Source organism: Roseiflexus sp. RS-1 (assembly GCF_000016665.1).
Lineage (GTDB): Bacteria > Chloroflexota > Chloroflexia > Chloroflexales > Roseiflexaceae > Roseiflexus.
This window is the reverse complement of record NC_009523.1, coordinates 375,052-392,187: the sequence shown is the minus strand read 5'-3', so window position 1 is coordinate 392,187 and position 17,136 is coordinate 375,052. Positions and strand designations below refer to the sequence as shown.

The 17,136-nt window shown below is 55.7% G+C and carries 13 protein-coding genes and 1 pseudogene; 3 read left to right on the top strand and 11 right to left on the bottom strand.

What is annotated here, in order from left to right; translation table 11 throughout:
- Positions 1-6: 6 nt before the first annotated feature.
- From ROSERS_RS24610 to ROSERS_RS25690, 3 genes are all read right to left on the bottom strand, one after another.
- Positions 7-891 carry a DUF488 domain-containing protein gene (locus tag ROSERS_RS24610; protein WP_083763352.1) on the bottom strand — a complete coding sequence of 295 codons (885 nt, stop codon included), beginning with the start codon at positions 889-891 and terminating at the stop codon, positions 7-9.
- 533 nt (positions 892-1,424) lie between these two features.
- Positions 1,425-2,270 (bottom strand): hypothetical protein, encoded by an 846-nt coding sequence (locus ROSERS_RS01580; RefSeq protein ID WP_041332728.1) that lies wholly within the window; start codon positions 2,268-2,270, stop codon positions 1,425-1,427.
- A gap of 1 nt (position 2,271) precedes the next feature.
- On the bottom strand, positions 2,272-2,862 hold the full coding sequence (locus ROSERS_RS25690) for a hypothetical protein (RefSeq protein ID WP_157040920.1): 591 nt from the start codon (positions 2,860-2,862) through the stop codon (positions 2,272-2,274).
- 61 nt (positions 2,863-2,923) lie between these two features.
- Between ROSERS_RS25690 and ROSERS_RS24605 the strand changes: the two genes are divergently transcribed.
- Positions 2,924-3,981 (top strand): IS5-like element ISRfsp3 family transposase gene (locus ROSERS_RS24605; protein ID WP_085979421.1). Its coding sequence is split into 2 segments (ribosomal slippage): positions 2,924-3,455 and positions 3,455-3,981, totalling 1,059 coding nucleotides; the frame shifts between segments, so codons are not numbered across the junction.
- Here the strand turns inward: ROSERS_RS24605 and ROSERS_RS01560 are convergent.
- From ROSERS_RS01560 to ROSERS_RS01545, 5 genes are all read right to left on the bottom strand, one after another.
- On the bottom strand, positions 3,899-4,660 hold the full coding sequence (locus ROSERS_RS01560) for a hypothetical protein (protein WP_011955091.1): 762 nt from the start codon (positions 4,658-4,660) through the stop codon (positions 3,899-3,901). The two genes, ROSERS_RS24605 and ROSERS_RS01560, sit on opposite strands and share 83 nt — an antisense overlap.
- 28 nt (positions 4,661-4,688) lie before the next feature.
- Positions 4,689-4,844: a hypothetical protein gene (locus ROSERS_RS25685; RefSeq protein ID WP_157040919.1), complete on the bottom strand. Its 156-nt coding sequence runs from the start codon at positions 4,842-4,844 to the stop codon at positions 4,689-4,691.
- The gene (locus ROSERS_RS01555; RefSeq protein WP_011955090.1) at positions 4,832-5,413 is read right to left on the bottom strand and encodes a transposase; all 582 of its coding nucleotides are present in this window, start codon (positions 5,411-5,413) and stop codon (positions 4,832-4,834) included. Before ROSERS_RS01555 ends, ROSERS_RS25685 begins: the two co-directional genes overlap by 13 nt.
- 219 nt (positions 5,414-5,632) lie before the next feature.
- Positions 5,633-9,097: a class I SAM-dependent DNA methyltransferase gene (locus tag ROSERS_RS01550; protein WP_011955089.1), complete on the bottom strand. Its 3,465-nt coding sequence runs from the start codon at positions 9,095-9,097 to the stop codon at positions 5,633-5,635.
- Positions 9,097-12,483 carry a helicase-related protein gene (locus ROSERS_RS01545; protein ID WP_011955088.1) on the bottom strand — a complete coding sequence of 1,129 codons (3,387 nt, stop codon included), beginning with the start codon at positions 12,481-12,483 and terminating at the stop codon, positions 9,097-9,099. The genes ROSERS_RS01550 and ROSERS_RS01545 overlap by 1 nt, the downstream gene beginning before the upstream one ends.
- Before the next feature lie 86 nt (positions 12,484-12,569).
- On the opposite strand from ROSERS_RS01545, the pseudogene ROSERS_RS26610 reads away from it, so the two are divergent.
- Positions 12,570-12,689 (top strand): annotated as a pseudogene (locus ROSERS_RS26610) (IS5/IS1182 family transposase); the annotation flags it as partial.
- A 46-nt stretch (positions 12,690-12,735) separates the two neighbouring features.
- Here the strand turns inward: ROSERS_RS26610 and darG are convergent.
- Entirely contained in the window at positions 12,736-13,800 is a 1,065-nt protein-coding gene (darG, locus tag ROSERS_RS01540) for a type II toxin-antitoxin system antitoxin DNA ADP-ribosyl glycohydrolase DarG (protein WP_011955087.1), read from the bottom strand.
- A gap of 15 nt (positions 13,801-13,815) precedes the next feature.
- Positions 13,816-14,496 carry a type II toxin-antitoxin system toxin DNA ADP-ribosyl transferase DarT gene (gene darT / locus ROSERS_RS01535; RefSeq protein ID WP_011955086.1) on the bottom strand — a complete coding sequence of 227 codons (681 nt, stop codon included), beginning with the start codon at positions 14,494-14,496 and terminating at the stop codon, positions 13,816-13,818.
- A 633-nt stretch (positions 14,497-15,129) separates the two neighbouring features.
- Between darT and ROSERS_RS01530 the strand changes: the two genes are divergently transcribed.
- Complete coding sequence (locus tag ROSERS_RS01530; protein ID WP_011955085.1) at positions 15,130-15,570, top strand: RrF2 family transcriptional regulator; 441 nt, start codon at positions 15,130-15,132, stop codon at positions 15,568-15,570.
- 120 nt (positions 15,571-15,690) lie between these two features.
- On the opposite strand, the gene ROSERS_RS01525 is transcribed toward ROSERS_RS01530, so the two are convergent.
- Complete coding sequence (locus ROSERS_RS01525) at positions 15,691-16,653, bottom strand: hypothetical protein (RefSeq protein ID WP_011955084.1); 963 nt, start codon at positions 16,651-16,653, stop codon at positions 15,691-15,693.
- Positions 16,654-17,136 lie beyond the last annotated feature (483 nt).

Here is a 17,136-nt window from a genome sequence, read left to right as displayed (position 1 = left end):
ATCACCTCACAGATGTTCCACCTCGTAAGCAAAGCCAGGCAACTTACTGATAGCCTCGGCCAGATGATGACGATGGCAGCGCTGGCTCTCAGCTTCAAAGCATGTAAGAGCGATACGGCGATAGCACTGAAGAATGTTCAGGATTTCTTGTTGGGTAGATACCGTAGCAGGTAAAACCTTGCGGCGATATGCGGCAAATAGTTCGTTGTAATCATCTTGCGTCTTCAAGCCTTTTCTCAACTCAGGGGCAATACCCACGTCTGGAAAATGTCGGTATTCAATGTCAACGTTCCTGCATATCCGTTCCAACTGGCGCTTGCTAAACCCTGGTTTCCTGCTCACCGGGTTATTGCGAACATCGACCAGCACCCTGATGCCGTTTCTGATCAAGGCATTAAGATAATTTTCCAGCGAACGTCCTTCATAGCCGATAGTAAACAAGACGGTTCGATATTCCACATATCTATACTGTTCTACTCGTTTTTGCGCTTCCTTATCCAGGACTTCTTCCAGGATTTTACTGCGTGTGGCATAGTAGGGATATTGCTCATACAACTCACGAAGCAGCTCATTTCTCTGTTTCTTCCGATACTTCCGCAAGATTTCACGAATGATCCAGGTATCACGGGGATGAAGACTGTTCAGGCTATTCTGTTTTTCGATAAGAGTAATCGTATACTCATCTTCCTGCAACAAAGCTCTGGCACACAATCCATTAATGTCCCACTGAGCAGTGAACGAGTAGCCACCGTAGTTATAGGGAATAAACTCATAGACTGGTTTTTCCTGCCGCTGACTCAGCAAAAAAAGCATTTTCTGCAAGAAAAGTTTATCTATAGCACCACCAAAGATGTCTATCAATGCTAAAAGAACTTTTCGACGGTACAGCATGACATTCATCCGGAAGATGCCTCGGCTTTTGGATCAGCGTGCCCGGCGGCGAGCGATGGTATGCACCCATAGCACGTTTTTTCTATTGTAGCACACCTCAGGCGGAATTACGATAGTGCCGGGTGTACCGACATGCCCGTCAATGATGCTGGAACGGGATCCACGGGCGTCTCCATAAGTCGTTCGTTGTCCTGGTGTTCCTGCACATCAGAGAAATCACCGCCAGGAAGAGGCGCACGGTTTGCTGACGCCGATGGCATTGTAGCAATGTATCGACGCGGCAGTCGAACGCCAACGCAGATGCGAGCGCCTGTGCAACACGATCGGGCAATTGGCTGCTATTGATCTCCCACCCTTGAGCGATGGAGAGTTGAACGCCAGGATTCAGTCCGCGCGGGAGGAAAAGCAAGCGCGCTGTGCGAGTCGTGCCTGATACGAATTACTGCCGTCTCCGGATTGTTGTCGCATGGAGCACCGCGTCGAATTCTCGAGGAGGTGCGCAAGGATCACGTGTATGGACCTGCGAGAATCCATTATGCATCGAACAGATCATCGAACAGATCAGGCATGGGTGGCTCCCTCAAGTCCATGCTTTCACAGGAGAAGCGCTCAATAGCAGCAAGTACCTGATGGTGTTGATGTGGATCAGACAGCACTACCTTCAAGTCCTCAGGAGGTTCATAGATCAACGAATTGCTGACTTCCTTATTGACGGCCCTGGACAGGGCAGTTATCAGTTGTCTGCACATCCTCTGCATGTGCTTCAAGGACTCTCTGTTCTCCCACAGGCCGAACATTCCAAACGTTGCGTCATTCAGCAGATTATTAATGTTCAGCGTTAGATTCGTTTGTAAGCTGGCTCTTCCTACGGCAGCGAGCACCGCGCTATGAATTCTTTCGAATAGAATCCGCTTGCAAAAGAGGTTTTCCTCTGGAGACTGATGCACGTCTGGATCATAAGGAATGAAGTAAAGCGGACGTGGATCGTCACCTGGCTGCACCCGCATAACTGGATGGCTGCCGGGAGCGATGCTAAAGAATTGACTTCCACTCCAGTCAAACACTACACGCACATCCCAAGAGTCAATGTCAAGCCCTATCATTGTTGAGTCGCCAGCCGGTAAATGGTGTCTTCTCAACTCATTCGACAATCTACTGAGAGTGGCTTCCAGGCGTGCGCTCTCACGAGCAGGGAGGGCATACGCGAGAATTGAAGCCTGTATCTGCTCAGGACTCAGACCTAACGCTTCTGCCAGCGGCTCATCTGCCAGCAGCAGAAATGTGCGAGCCTGAATTGCCTGCTCTGTCGCAACACCAAAAGAACTCGCTTTGCATTCTACCAGGGCGAATTTGAGATCTGTCTCACGTTTCAAGACCACATCAGGCCTGACTCTTTGCTGCCTCTGTAGATTTTTCGACCATAGATGTGTAATGAATATCGCCGATGAAAGCAGTAGCCCCCGGATCGAGGTAACGCTGAACATTGGTGACCAACCGATGTACCGTGTTGCCGCAAGTGCCGCGAGGCAGTATCGCCACAAGCCCCTGGGTAGTAAGCTCCAGAAAGAGAGGCTGCCAGAGATGGCGATCTACGCCATAGACATGAACTTTTGTGGGTCCCAGGCGTATCGGGTGACCCCAGAGGCGGAACTTATTCCGCCTGCGCTCAAACGTCGCCTTTATCCAATGGTCAAATACCTCTTGCGTCAGCGGTTCCTGGAAATGGATCGTGACAGGCGCTCCAACCAGCCTGCGAAACCCACCGGGCACATCAACAGACTCCTGAATGCCATACCAGGCGTGTTGCTCAGTCAATTTCAATAACTTCTCATAAATCCTGACAACAAACAGAAGATGGCTGCGATGGTCGCGGAAGCTCTCACTTCGATTGGTAACGCGCCCATTGTCGTAAAAATCATGTCCACCTTTTCCCACCGGTGAAGGGAAGCGCAATTGACTGATCGCATACATTAGACATCATCAAGATTTAGTGATATACTATTTTTGTACAATCTGAAAATGGAGAAAAACGATGTGTAAGTATCGATCCATTATCGAAAATCCGGAGAAATTACGCTCTATGACCGGACTGACCGTTGAAGAGTTCCACGCGCTGGTTCCGATCTTCCACGCCGCATTTGAAGCGTATATGAAACGTCGCACGATTGATGGCCGCGTCCGATATTGTCGTCGCTACGTCTCGTATGCAAACTCGCCGCTTCCGACAACAGAAGATAAATTGCTCTTTATTTTGACCTACTTAAAACAAAACCCAACGCAAGTGATGCACGGACACCTCTTTCAAATGAGCCAATCAAACGTAAGCAAATGGGTGCATCTTTTGCACGGAGCGCTGAACTATGCGCTTTCACAGCAAAATCTCCTGCCTGCGCGCACTGCCGACGACCTGGCGAGGCGATTGCAGGAAGAACCGTCGTGTGAAGAACCGTCGTGTGAAGAACCGTCGTGTGAAGAACCGTCGTGTGAAGAACCGTCGTGTGAAGAACCGTCGTGTGAAGAACCGTCGTGTGAAGAACCGTCGCATGCGACAAAAGCGCCCCCCTTTTTATCCATGACGGCGTAGAACGTCCCATTCGCCGTCCAAGCGACAAAGTCGACCGGGAGTTGTATTACAGCGGTAAGAAGAAACGACATACGCTTAAGAACGTTCTCATCATTGATGAGTTTGGCTCTATTCACTTTTTGAGTGACACCTACGAAGGAAGGGTCCACGATAAATGTATTGCGGATGAAGCGGGATACACCCTTCCAAACGCGAGCATTCTCTATCAAGACGCCGGATTTCAAGGATTTACCCTGCCTGGCGTCCAGATTATGCAGCCAAAGAAGAAGCCGCGCAATGGAACCCTCACGCCGCAGGAAAAGGAGGAAAACCGGCGTATCTCATCCGTTCGCGTTCGTATTGAACATGTTATCGGCGATATCAAGCGGTATCGAATCATTCACGACATTATCCGCTTCAGTTGTTCCGAATTTCGGGATATGGTCATGGAAACATGTTGCGGGCTGCATAACTTCCGAATTTGGCTGAAACGCAAAAAGCAGTCCAAAAATCAAAACGAATCTTGATGAAGTCTATTGGAGAGTAAATCTCTTGCAGTTCCTTCAGCTTCTCCTGAAGAACGCCCACACGATCCACAAGACGAAAACTCGTTGCTCGGCGCTCAATAATTTCACTCTCTTCATTTTGATCCTCTGCAAGCTCTTCAAATTCCTGATCTTTCTCGTCCAACTCCATCTCCGGTTGGTCTATCTCAAAAATGCTATCATGGGTGAACACAATCCGCGTGAAGCGATGTGGACGGCTCAATCGAGTAACGAGTTCCCACAGCACATTAAAGGTCAACCCACTCAGCCATACATAGTCCAGATCGGGATGGCTAAAGACGAGACGCCGAACCCATCGGTTGAAACGATCACTCGGCAATGGACTGTACACTGCCAGGATTCGCGGCCGTAAGACCTCGAGAAACCCTATCTCACCCTCGGCTTCATCGTGGAGGAGAAACATCGTTTCATCGAGCTGCTTTGTCCACACGTTGTGTCGCCGCAGGAGTTCCGTCAGGAGAAGGTTTTTCGGGGATGGTATTTCCTCCGGCCCGTCCCGAAGCTCTAAAAGTTGAGTTTTTATCAGGGGGCGCCTGAGCTTCTTCTCCGTAAGCTCGTCGAACCGCTCCGACATATAGCCATCGAAGTAGCGAATAACCTCGTGCCGATTTCGTAGTTCTTTGAGATGGTATGTATCCATAGCACGTCTCCTTTATTCTTCTATTTTGTCATACGCCCGGCGCTTTTTCCAGCCGCGCCTGCACCAACACTGCTACTGCTTCATACACCCTCGCGCGTTCACCTGCCGTCAACCTCAACACGCTAAACACCGCCTCGTCCATCGTCCAACGGTCGGATTGGGGAGGTTTTGTCAATCGAACCATTCTACATCCATCGGATCGGTTCCGGTGGCGCGCATATTCTGACGATCCAGATGCCACCGCAACGGGTTGGTCAGGATGTATTCGCGGATGCAATTGAGGGATTCCTCAGTGCGGATGATGTGTTCGTAATAATTGCATTGCCAGACAGGCGCGCCGGGTGTGCTGCGGTATTCATTGATGCATTTCGTGGCGGCGGATTTGAATGAACGGACAATCGTGGGGATAGAACCGGGAACGGGTTTCCCGAATTGTTCTGGTTCTGGTCGGGGCACGGCATGCCGTGCCCCGACATGTTCTGTTTCATTCAACACAATGATGCCATGCACATGATTCGGCATCACCACAAATTCATCCACCATGGCATGAGGGAAATGGTCAGGGATCGCCAACCAGCACGCTCGAACAATATGCCCCACGTGACTCAACCGCATCTCGCCATCCACAATGCGTCCAAACAAACATGCCCGATCCTTCGTCACGATGGTGATGAAATACGCCCCCGCCTGGGTGTAGTCGTACCCTTTCAGGCGGATGGAACGACGGTGATGCTTCTGGGGGTCATACCGCATGGCTACACGCTCCTCGCCTTCTCCGGCTGCGCCCGCACCGGCGCCGCTTTTGCCTTATGTACCGGATGCATCTCGAAAGTGGCTACGTGAGCGACGACCCTCGACCGAATCGTGGAATCGACAGTTCGCCAACCGGGAGTGTGCGCGTGACGTGTTTGAGATAACGTCGCCGCAGCGCGTTCGCCTGTCGTGGGATCTGGCACGTTGAACACGACATTGTTATTTCAACGACTCCTCCACAATCCTTATCTCCTCCGGCGTCAGTCCGTAGAGACGATAGATGCGCTCGTCAATCTCGCGTTCCAGGTCTGTCACGTCCGCCTGTGGATTGGCTTGTTTTGCCGCCAGAATCCTGTCCACCAATGTCTCTAAAACCTTGCACTCTTCGGTTCGTGGGTTAGGTATTGGAAATTTTTTCATGAATATGGCGCTTGGCTCATAAAAATCATTTTGTAACTTTGCCAGTAGTTGAGTAAAAAGCCACATAATGACAGATGAATTTAGAATCCCCAGTAGATATTTACTTACTTCGGTAATAATAAAGGCTTTTTGGTTTGTATAAAAACTGCTGTCTTCCCAAGCAAATTCATTTTGCTTACATATATTGGGATACACAATCTTCGGCCGCTCGAATTCCTGCCAGTAGGCAATGTTGTCTTGGATTTCATACCACTCGTAGCTGCCGGGCTTCCTGCCGCCGGGCACACCGGGCATCAGACGCTTTTTGAAAGGCAGAAGATGCTCGTAAACAGCCGGATACTCTTTGATGTTGATCCCACGCCTGGTGAAGATGAGCCACAAATCCTGCGGTTCCACCCGCCAGCGTTTGATGTCACGGCCGCGAAGGAAAGGCTTGAGCACGTCGGCGGATGAAGGATGTTCGGCGATGAGACGGTCGCGGGTGGCGCGGTCTACCACAAAGGCTTCGTTCAGACCGGTCAATATCCCACGATAGAGCCGCCCGTTGACGTATTCGCCCAGCGGTGTGCCGGCGGCGCGGAGTTTGTCCAGCAGCCGGAGGTTGACGGGCGATTCCAGTCGCCAGCCGTCAGGACGAAGTTCACGTTGTGCGAGCAGGAAGCTGTGGGCGCGAAAGACATGGGGAAATTCCTCCACCGGCGGCCCGGGCTGCCAGTTCAGGGCGCGGAGTTGGGAGTCAGCCGCTGGTGCTTTGCTCAGGACAAGAATGGTCGGGTAGGCGATGGCTGTGAAGACCGGCGCGTCGCCGAAATCAATAATGCAGTGCAGGGTCTGGCGGGCGAGAAGTTCGCGCAGCTTCTGACCATAGGCGGAGCGGAAGAACTTGTTGCTGGAAATAAAGGACAGAATGCCGCCGTGGCGAAGAAGATTGAGGGCGCGCTCGTAGAAATACACGTAGAGGTCTGCCGTACCGGTATAGCACTGATACCCCTGGGCTTGCAGCAATGGCTTCAACTCCTTGATCTCCTCCTGCCGCACATACGGCGGGTTGCCGATAACGATGTCAAAGCCGTCGCGGATGCCAAACATCCACTCCGGATCGAAAAAGGACGCTGAGGCATTCTGGTCGTAGGGGTCCCACCCGGCGAGCATGCGGGCGGTTTTGTCGTCCCAGCCGTCGGTCTTCAGTATTTCGGCAATCTCAGCGCGCAATGCGGCGTCGCGTTCGCGGTATTTGCGTTTGGTGGCAGGAGTTTTGGCGGTGAAATGAGCTTCGCGCACCCGCGCCAGTTCGCGCTCCAGTTCGTCGATCCTCGAATTGCGGAATGCGAGTTGCTGCGGTCGATCGATGCCGATCAATGTGTTGGCCGCCACGAAGCGCGTTTCCAGATTGGGCAGCGCCAGGATGCCGAGGTTTTCCGCGTTCGGATTGACGCGCTGATCCACCACCAGCGAGATAAAGAAGCGCAGTTTGGCGATCTGCACCGCGATGGGCTGAATGTCTACGCCGTAGATGCAGTTCTCGATCAGGTAGAGCTTGCGTCCGTAGTCGAGTTCGTTGGCGGTGAAGACCTGCTCAATATCGTGAATCACTTTGTCGCGCACGGCAGGGTCGGGAATCTCCTGGGCTTTGGCGATTTGCCGCTCTTTCCAGCGGGCGTTGCCGGGATCGAGCCTGCCGAGGATAAACACCAGCTTATGCAAGATACCCATCGGAAATGCCCCCGATCCGCAGGCGGGGTCGAGAATCTTCAGGTGGTCAATGGCGTGGATGAGCGCTTCAACTTCGGCATCCGTGAACTGGTGCGGTTCATCGTTGTACGCGAAAAGATGGCGGAGACGCGCTTCGACGTTCTGGATGTCAGGGATCGCGGTTTCCAGTTTGAGTGTCAGGCATGCGATGAGCGCTTCTTCCACCATGTAGTCCACAATTTCGCGTGGGGTGTAGTAGGAGCCGGTAGCTTTGCGTGCGGTGGTGCGGGTTTCCGGGTTGTAGGCAGCCAGCAGGTTCTCGAAGACCTGGCCCAACAGTTCTGGATCAAGCGCAACATCATGATCGAAAGGCGTATTCTCCGTAAGCGTGAAGTTGTAGGAAGCAAGGGTGTGCATCAGACCACGCACGCGGGTGCGGCGGTAGCGCGCTTCGCCGTAGGTTTTGCTCAGATCGACTTCCCGTTCCTCGCCGAAGAAGAGAGCGTCCGGCACAACCGGCTGGCTGTCTGGGCGACGGGAGAAACCATCAATCCGAATGTAGCGCGGTTGATCCTTTGTGCCTTCGATACGGTCGAGGCACTCGAACAAACCGCCGTTGAGAAAGGGGATGTCCTTGAACAGTTCCAGGGCTGTCTCCGGATCACGGAACAGTTCCCTGTGTCGATAGAGATTGTGCGCCATGAAGTTCTGTTCGTCCTTTGCCCAGTCGCGCCTGCCCATCTCCGTGTTCAGCGTGGCAAAGAAGAGGTTCTGCAGAATAGCTTTGTAGAAGACGGAGGAGGTGTCGTGCATCGCATGCGGCGCGAAACCGTTGAGCATTGCAGTTAACGATTTCGGATCGAAGAGGGTTGCCGGAATGAGACCCTTTTCTTTCAGAAACCAGCAAAAGATAAGACGGGTAATCAGGCGGATGAGACTCACGTGATCTTTGCCGTCGGTCTTTGGCGCATCCTTCGGAAAGCGCACATGCTCCAGCGCCCAGAAGTACCAGCTGGCAATCTCCTGGTAGAACTGCTTCGTCACCGCCTCCACGCTGAACGCCGCATTGAGCTTATCGGTCACGCGGGTTATCGGCGGCTCGCCTGCACTGAGTTCATCGAGGCTGAACGCCAGTTCCGCCAGCCGCTCGACGGTGGTGCGGGCCGGTGAGCCGACGTCATACGGCAGGGTGCGCAGTTCAATCTTTCCGTCAGAACGCTGGCGCGCCCGGGTGAAGGCAAGCTGGCGCCGGTTCCGGGCAACATACACCAACACATGTTCGGCATGCGTTGGATCAAGCGCCCGCTGCACGGCGCGCCGCGCAGTGGTTCCGGGAAGTCTGTCATCGGGCCAGTCAACCAGGTACACCGGCAGATCGCTCATCTGCGCCACCGGCACAGCCGTCACCTGGCGCGAGACAGGAGCGCCCGGTTGCAGGGTGCGTGGCATCAGACCACGTGGGCGGCCCCAGCCGAGTTCCTTACAAAAGAGCGACATTATCTGGTCGGGGATGTTCCCCTGATTTTGCCCGCACGATTCCAGGGCTTGACGGATGCGTTCCAGATTGCTCATCACTTCGCTCCTGCTGCAACCAATCCCAACGAGCAGATGATGTGCGGCTCGGCGGATTCGTCCGCTTCTTGATCCTGGATTTCACAGAGGACGCCCTCCCCGGCGCGTCGGGCAAGCATGTCGAGGAGATCAGGATCGGAAATACCCAGTCGCATTTGTCGGTTGATGGACTCCTGGGCAGCGCTCTTGAGCGGATACCGCCAGATCAGATCGAGGACCATATCGAGCTGCTGAAGCCGGTCGGGCGAGACAGTGGTCAGGGAAGCGCGGTAGGTGTTCAACCGCTCCCACAGTTTACGCCGCACGCTGCGCAGGCTGCCGAGGTGACCGCCTGTGACCTGCTCTTCCGTCGCAATCTCGACGCAGCGCGCCACCAGGTCGTGATGGTATTTTGTACGCTCAAGCGCAGGCGTTTCCGGCGGGCAGGCAATATCGCGGAAGATCGCTGAGAGCGACTGGGAAACCAGGTTGCCCTGTTCGTCCACGCGGATGAGAGCGTCGGCGCCGTTGGGGTAGCGCAGATAGGCGACGACGCCGGGAGGTCCTGCCGTACCTGACGTCAGCGCGCGGGTAGCCGAGACAATCGGCGGCAGAGCACGGGACGCCTTCTGGTCATCTGCAGCGGCGCTGTTCCATACCTGCAAAGCCAGGCTTGCCAGGTCGATATCTTCGTCGGCGCCTTCGTCGTCAAGCGTGCCGGCTTTTTCCGTATACAGGTCGCGCAGGCGCTGAGCGGCTTCCTCACCGAAAAAGGACTCGTCGGCGCCGATGACTTCCTGATTCTGCTGAAGGCGGGAGACAAGCCGTTCACGCAGGCGGATGATCTTCTCAACCCCTTCGGCGGGCCAGAACGAGTAGATGCGAATCGTATCGTGCTGTTGGCCGATGCGATCAACGCGCCCGGCGCGCTGGATGAGGCGCACAATCGCCCAGGGCAGGTCGTAGTTGACCAGAATGTGGGCATCTTGCAGGTTCTGACCTTCAGCCAGCACATCGGTGGCGATGAGCACCCGCAACTCAGTCTCACCTTCAGCCAGTCCACCGTTCGTAGATGGACTGAAGCGACGGGTGAGGGTTACCGGGTCACCTTCCTGATTGGTCAGCACGGCGACGTCTTCGATGCCTCTGGCGCGAAGCTGCTCGTAAAGATACAGGGCAGTATCGGCAAATTGGGTGAAAATGAGGATCTTTTCATTGGGGTGGTCGTTCGTCACCAGGCTGGCGAGCGCGTGCAGTTTGGCATCTGCGCCGGGATTCCAATCGCCTGCCCGCTCCAGGATGCCAGCGAGCGCCGCAGCATCGGCGCGGAGCCAGGTTGCCAGGTCGGGCCGGAAAAACCTGGGGTCTAACCAATCGAACCGATCGCGGTACTCACTGCGGTACAGCGCGTAGAGTGTCGCAGCGCGCGCATGGCAGGCATCCAATCCGCGCACCCGTGCGCCGATCATTCCTGCGTCTTCAGCAGACTCGCCGGCATCAGGAATGTCGGTCAACGTTTCATCAGCATCGCTGACGGTTGGATCGAGCATGGCGGCATCCTGCGCGCCGATGGGGACGGGCAGGCCGTTTTCAAGCGCGTAGAGCGTGGTGAGGTTGCGCACAATATGGCGCTGCACAGAGAGCAAAAAGCTTTGGCCGCTCGATTCGAGGCGCTTGAAGAGGTTCGTGCGGCAAAAACCGATCAGCCGTCTGCCGGCGCGGTTGAGATTGTTGAGGATGCGTTTTTCTTCGTCAGAAGCGCCTTTCTCAGCATTGGGCTTGAGATAGTTTGCCAGCCCGTAGCGCGGCAGCGCTAAGTTTTCGATAACTTTCACCACCTCATCGCGAAAGAGCCGGGCGTACTGGTCGTTCGGGTCTGATTCGTCGATGGTGAAGTCAACCCGTTTGGGTTGGCGCAACGGGAAATAGTGAGGTTGACCGTTGCGCCAGACGTAATAGCGCCCTTTCTTCTCGTCGAATCGGGCGTAGTGCCTGATAATGAACTGGCGCGTGCGTCTGACCAGAAACAGGCGCATGAGGTCTTGCCAGTCTTCAGGGAAGAGACTTTGCTCAAACGCGCGCAGGCTATGCGGCGAGGTCTGGAAACGGGCGATAAAATCGGCCTCCGTCTCACCCCGCGTCTGTGCCAGCCAGCGGAAGTAGCGTTCCGGTCGCACATGCAGGTCCCGGTCTTCATCGAGAAACAGGCGCAACTGATTGCTGATGTCGGTGTAGTGCTTGTTGTAGGGCGTCGCCGTGAGCAGCAGCACACGGGATTCATTGCGCTCGATGTACTCACGGATGGCGCGATAGCGTTTCCCTTCGCGGTTGCGCAGGTTGTGGCTTTCGTCAACAATGACCAGTCGGTAGCGCGGAAGGTCCCGCAGTTCTTCAATGACGCGCCCGAGCGAAAGCACCCGCCCGACGATCTGATACGCTTGCAGGGAGCGCTCCCACATGGGCGCGAGTTTCGGCGGGCAAATGACCAGCGTATTGTCGCCGCTATCTTCCTGCATGAGACGGGCAATAGCCGTCGCCATCAGTGTTTTCCCCAGGCCCACGACATCGCCGAGCAGCACACCGCCGTGACGATGGAGTTTGCGCGCCGCAAGCGACACGGCGGCTTTTTGAAAATCAAGCAGCACATCACGAAACATCGATGGCATCTTGAACTCGCGTTCGCCCTGGCGCGCATCCTCCGAGAGGTGATAGGCGATCTTGAGGTACATCAGGTAAGGGCGAACGAGTTCTGTGCGCGCCCAACTGTTCTCGATACGTTGCGCCAGTTCTTCGGTCAGATCAACAGCCCACGGATCATTCCAGCGCTCATCAAACCAGCGCTGAAGTTTGCGCGCGGCATCCTGCTCGACGACGTCCACGTTCAGTTCGCCCTGTCGGGAAAGACCCGCCAGGGTGAGATTGCTGCTCCCCACAAAGCCGATCAGCGGCGTTTTGGTGTCGTTGCGCTCGATCAGATACAGCTTCGCGTGCAGCGGATAGCGCAGGAATGCTTTGATAACGACTTTTCGTTCCCGCAGTTGCCGGGCCAACCGTTGCAACGTGCGTTCCGCCTGATTGGAAGGCGCGCCGCATTCAAGCTGCTCTTTGAAGCTCTCGGTGATACGGCGCTTAAGGAGCGCTGCGGTTGGACCGTCAATGCCCGCCTGGCTGCGATGGACACGTTGCAGACTCTTCATCTCCTCTTCAGGCGGGCGATGCATGCCCACCAGGACGCGACAGGCGTGACGTTCATCCGCTCCGCTCAGATGCTCGATAGCATCGGCGACCTGATCCCAGCCGCGCAGGTTCAGGTAACCAACGCAGAACGAGCACGCGACTGCTTCTGGAAGGAGACGGCGCAGTTCTTCAACGAACTGCGACTCGATATTGTCGTAGATGTTGGGCATGGATCGCCTCGAATCAGATGGCCGGTTATGTGCAGTCCCCTGGCTTTGCTGTGCCTGGCGGATGATCCCTGATCTTATACCACATTGTGATCGAACGGCTCAATCGATGTCGCCAGACGCTGGCGCCGTGGGTGAAGAAGCCTGAGCATCATCTTGCCTTCCTCCACTTCGCCTGTGGCGTGATCGCCCTGCCTGCTGCCGGGTTATTCGGACAGGCTCTAATGGATTCGAGCAGGGTCTGTCGTTCACTCATCACGAACCTCCTACCGTTTCTGCCAACACTCCCTCGATCCACCCCTTCTCCGCCAGAACTCTGGCTGCGAGCAGAATTTGATCCCGGCTGAATTGCCGTTTCCTCTCCGCCCATGCATAGACATGTTCGATGAGTTCTTCCTCTGTCGCCGGGCGCTCACGAGTGGCAACCCAATGCACGGTGGCGAGCAGTTCCAGTCCAAAAGGCGATTCGAAGCCTTCCACGAGGCGACCGACCCGCTCGAAGCGTTCGCGCATCTCTGGCTGCTGATCCAAAACTCGTCGGGCATCGTCGATGGCGCCGGGTACCAGTTCCAGCACCTTGTCCGGTTGGTCGCCGCCATTTCCGAAGCCCGAAATATAGTAGCCCTCGACTGCACTGAGGACGTGGCGAAGATTTTCGGCGCAGGGTCCGTATGGACCCTTCGTGAACCGCAGGCGGAGCGGCTCACCGGCTTCCTGCAGGAAGTACATCAGTTTGTGCACCTCAAGCAGGGAAATGAACGGATCGAGCAAGCCGACCAGGTAACGTTCCATCAAGACGACCATTGCTGCACGTCCGGGCGTCATAGAGGGAACCGGACCCCGGCGCATGCTTCGTGGCAGCGGCTGTACCTCAGTCGGTTCGAAGACGAGGATGCGAACGTCGACGAGTCCCGCCAGCGTCTCTTCAATGCGTGCGCGCACCTCAGACCACTCCAGACCGCCCAACCCGCAGCCCAGGGGCGGCAAAGCCACCGAGCGTATGCCGCGACGCTGGATTTCCTCAACAAGAGCGCTCAACCCCGCCTCGATATCCTCAATGCGCGCCTTCCCGCGCCAGTGCCGCTTGGTGGGGAAGTTGATGATGTAGCGTGGGAAAAGATTCCCGGTCTCGAAGACGAACATTCTGCCGGGCTGAACCTCCTGCCGACGACAGGCAGCGGCATAAGCCTTGAAGTTTTCAGGCCAGTCCTTCTTGAATTGCAGCGCAACGCCGCGCCCCATCACTCCAACGCAGTTGACGGAGTTTACCAGGGCCTCAACCTCGGCTTCGAGGATGTTTCCGGTTACGTATTCGATCATGGTCTTCTCCTCTGCTCAAAAATACCAGTCGTCGCGCACTTCAACGCGAGGAGTATAGCCGCTCCCTGCCAGCACGCTGCGTACTTTATTCCAGATATTAGCACGATGCACACCAATCCGCTCAACGAGATCGAACGGAAAGAAGCCATGGACAAGGAATTCTGCCTGTTTCCCCTCCTTGACATCGGAATCACGGAAATCCGTCGCGGCGATGGCATCCCAATCGAGTTCGTGAAGATAGCGCAGATTAGACCGAAACTGCGTATAGCGGGCGCCCGCATTGGAGAGTGAAAATGCCCAGCGAACGCCGTTATTGTCAGCCCAGTCTACAACTTGATGAAGATCGGCCTCAAGATGCGCGATCGAATCTTGCCCTCCGCGATACATAAGTTCGGGGTGGTCTGCACGGTGAATCACATACAGCATAATCGAACGGGGGCAGAAATAAAAAGGGACATATTCACCCACTTTTGTGCCAGGATGACATCGAACCTCCAGTTCTTCAATCCGACGTCGCTTGATGTTGGATAGACCGATCATTTGCGTCGGCCCGCCCTGCTGAAGTATGCGCGCGTCAGACAGCAGCCCTCCTGTTGATACAATGTTTCGTATATTGTCAACGTGAGTAATATGGTAGATTTTTGGATTTTCCGGAATGGGCTTTTTCGGAAACGTCGGAATCATAATTCGTGCCATGTTCCCCTCCTTACGCCCATCATAAGCCAATATCTTTTTGAAACCAGACGGTCGTCCCGCTTATTCGCCGTCCGTTAAGTTGCTGGACTATCATTAAGCAAAAGAGACGAATCGCTTAATCCCCTGCATCTGCCTGCATAATCGAATCGAAACATACGCTGCTGCCAGTTCATGATCGCCATCCTCATAGGTTCTGACGTCTTGTTGGCTGCATGCGGGCAGGATGCCTGCGCACCCGGCACACACTGCGGTTCGATCATTCTGCACGCCGCCGGAGAAGCGTGTGCCGGGTTGCCTGCCACAGAGAGAAGACATTCATAAGATGTTTATGGATCGCTCCTTCGCTAAATGCGCTCGTTAGCGCGCTTCTACGATAATAGCACAGCATGGCTGGATTGTTCATGTCTCTTACGCACTCCGGCGCGATGACCGTGATCCGCAAATGATTCGGACTACGGCGTACCGTCGTGCGCATGCGAATCGTCGGCAGATGATTCTTTGAGGAACGAGGGGCAAAAATGTAGTGGAATGCAGCAAACCGATTCATCGCCTCTGCACCCTCCCTTGCCTCTCCCTCTAAACCATGCTATGCTACAAAGAAGGAAAGTTGACCAAACGACTCGACTACCACCTATGCGCATCTCTAGCAAAGGCGAATACGGTCTGCGCGCGCTGCTCGATCTGGCGCAGCGCGTTGGCGAAGGACCCATTCAGAGCCACGATATCCACCTGCGTCAGGGGATCGACGAAAACTACCTCAACCAGATACTGATCCTGCTCCGTCGCGCCAGATTGATCGAGAGCATTCGCGGTCCGCAGGGCGGGCATCGCCTGGCGCGCCATCCGTCACAGATCACCGTCCTCGATGCCCTGCTCGCTCTCGAAGGTCCGCTCCTGGCGGCTGACAGCGGGCGCGATGCGCCGACTCCGACTGAGCCGATGGATCGCGAACTGGTGCGCGAGGTCTGGGATGGGGCGCGTGAGATGCTCGAACGCTACCTGGCAAGCATTACTCTCGAAGACCTCTGCCAGCGCAAGGCGCAGCGTTCCGGGAATGTGATGTACTACATTTGAAGAGCATTCAACCTTGCTCAACAGGTTCAACCTCTGTGAGAATTGCTGCAATAAATGTTCAATCTCCACGTTCAGCCTTCGACTCACTGCGCACTCTTTATGCCTTGTACCCCTCGCTTCTTACCTCGACCCCTGATCCTGTCCCAGGATCCACCCCTCGATCCGGCGAATGACCTCATCATCGGGTTCGCCAGCGGCGCGGTATCCGAGCACGACGTTCAACACGCCCAACAGTCCAACCGTTGCATCGAAATCATCGTCGCCCCCAGGCGCCGCCCCAAACCCGTCGCTGATCGCACAACGCAGATCAGGATCGAGAACGACGCCAGCAGCATCCGCCCACCTCAGCAATGCCGTCCCGGCTACTGCTCGCGCTGCCTGCCTGCGTTTGCTTCCCAGGAATGCAACTCCCAGATGATGGTAGCATTCACGGGGATATGTCTCAGCGACGACCAATCGTTCCGCAGCGATCAGGTCGTTCAGGCGCCCATCGAAGGGCCAGAGCCAGGGGAATGCCGGATCATCGGGAGTGAACGCGCGGCGCGCCGCGCCCAGCATATCGCGCCATCCGATGATCGTCGCCTTGCCGACCTGTTGTGCGCCAAGCGTCCAGAAGATCGGCGCTGCGGCGCGCCGCGCGGGGGAGGCGTGATCGCAACGACGGCGCAGATCATCGATGGTCGTCATTCCGAGCGCCTGAACCAGATGCGCCTGCCGGGTTCCGCCCGGTCGCAGCGGATAGAACGGGCGAACGGCGCTGATCTCGCCTGGATGCGCGGCCACGTTGTAGAAGTGCGCCCATCGACCTGACCCTAACTGCGGCAGGATCGCTGCAAAGTCGGTGATCCCGGCGAGCGCAGCGTAACGTTCCGGTAGTCCAAGCGGGAAATCGACGCCGAAGAGGATGCCGCCGCGCGGCGCAAGCGAGCGCAGGCGCGGTAGCAGTGTCTGTGGATCACCCGCTGGACCAGGCGCATACGCGATGTACGCGCCATCGGATCGGCGCAGCGCATACGCCAGACGCCGTCGCGCCGGACTCGATCCCCAGTCGGCATGGGCTACGAGTGAGGGTAAAGCCGTCATAGCACGGGGATGGGCACAGTGGTAATGGTGCGGCGACCAGCTCACAGCGCATGTTTCGGTATTTACGAAAGATAATGGTCTTTAAAGAAATAATCCGCTTCAGCCCGCGCAGGCGGGCTTCGCATTCCATAGCCGAGGGCTTCAGCCCGACGGCTTGTGCGGCATAGCGGATTATAGCAGTTCTCATAGAGATTGAACCTCCTCGGACGACCGCAGCGCGTGCGGGCTCAAGCCCTCCCTGAGCGCGTGGAAGCCCCTGCGGGGCTGGCGCGTCCAATCATCCTTCTTTATGCCGAGGGGTCGCCAGGTTAATCCAGCCCGCAGGGCTTGTCCGACCTCAGATAGGGCTTCAGCCCGCCTGAGGCGAAGATGGAACGTTCCAGAAATCCAGTCAAGGGTTCAACGTATCTGAGAACTGCTATAAATTCTCAACCTCCATAGCCCGACGGCTTGTGCGGCATAGCGGATTATAGCAGTTCTCAT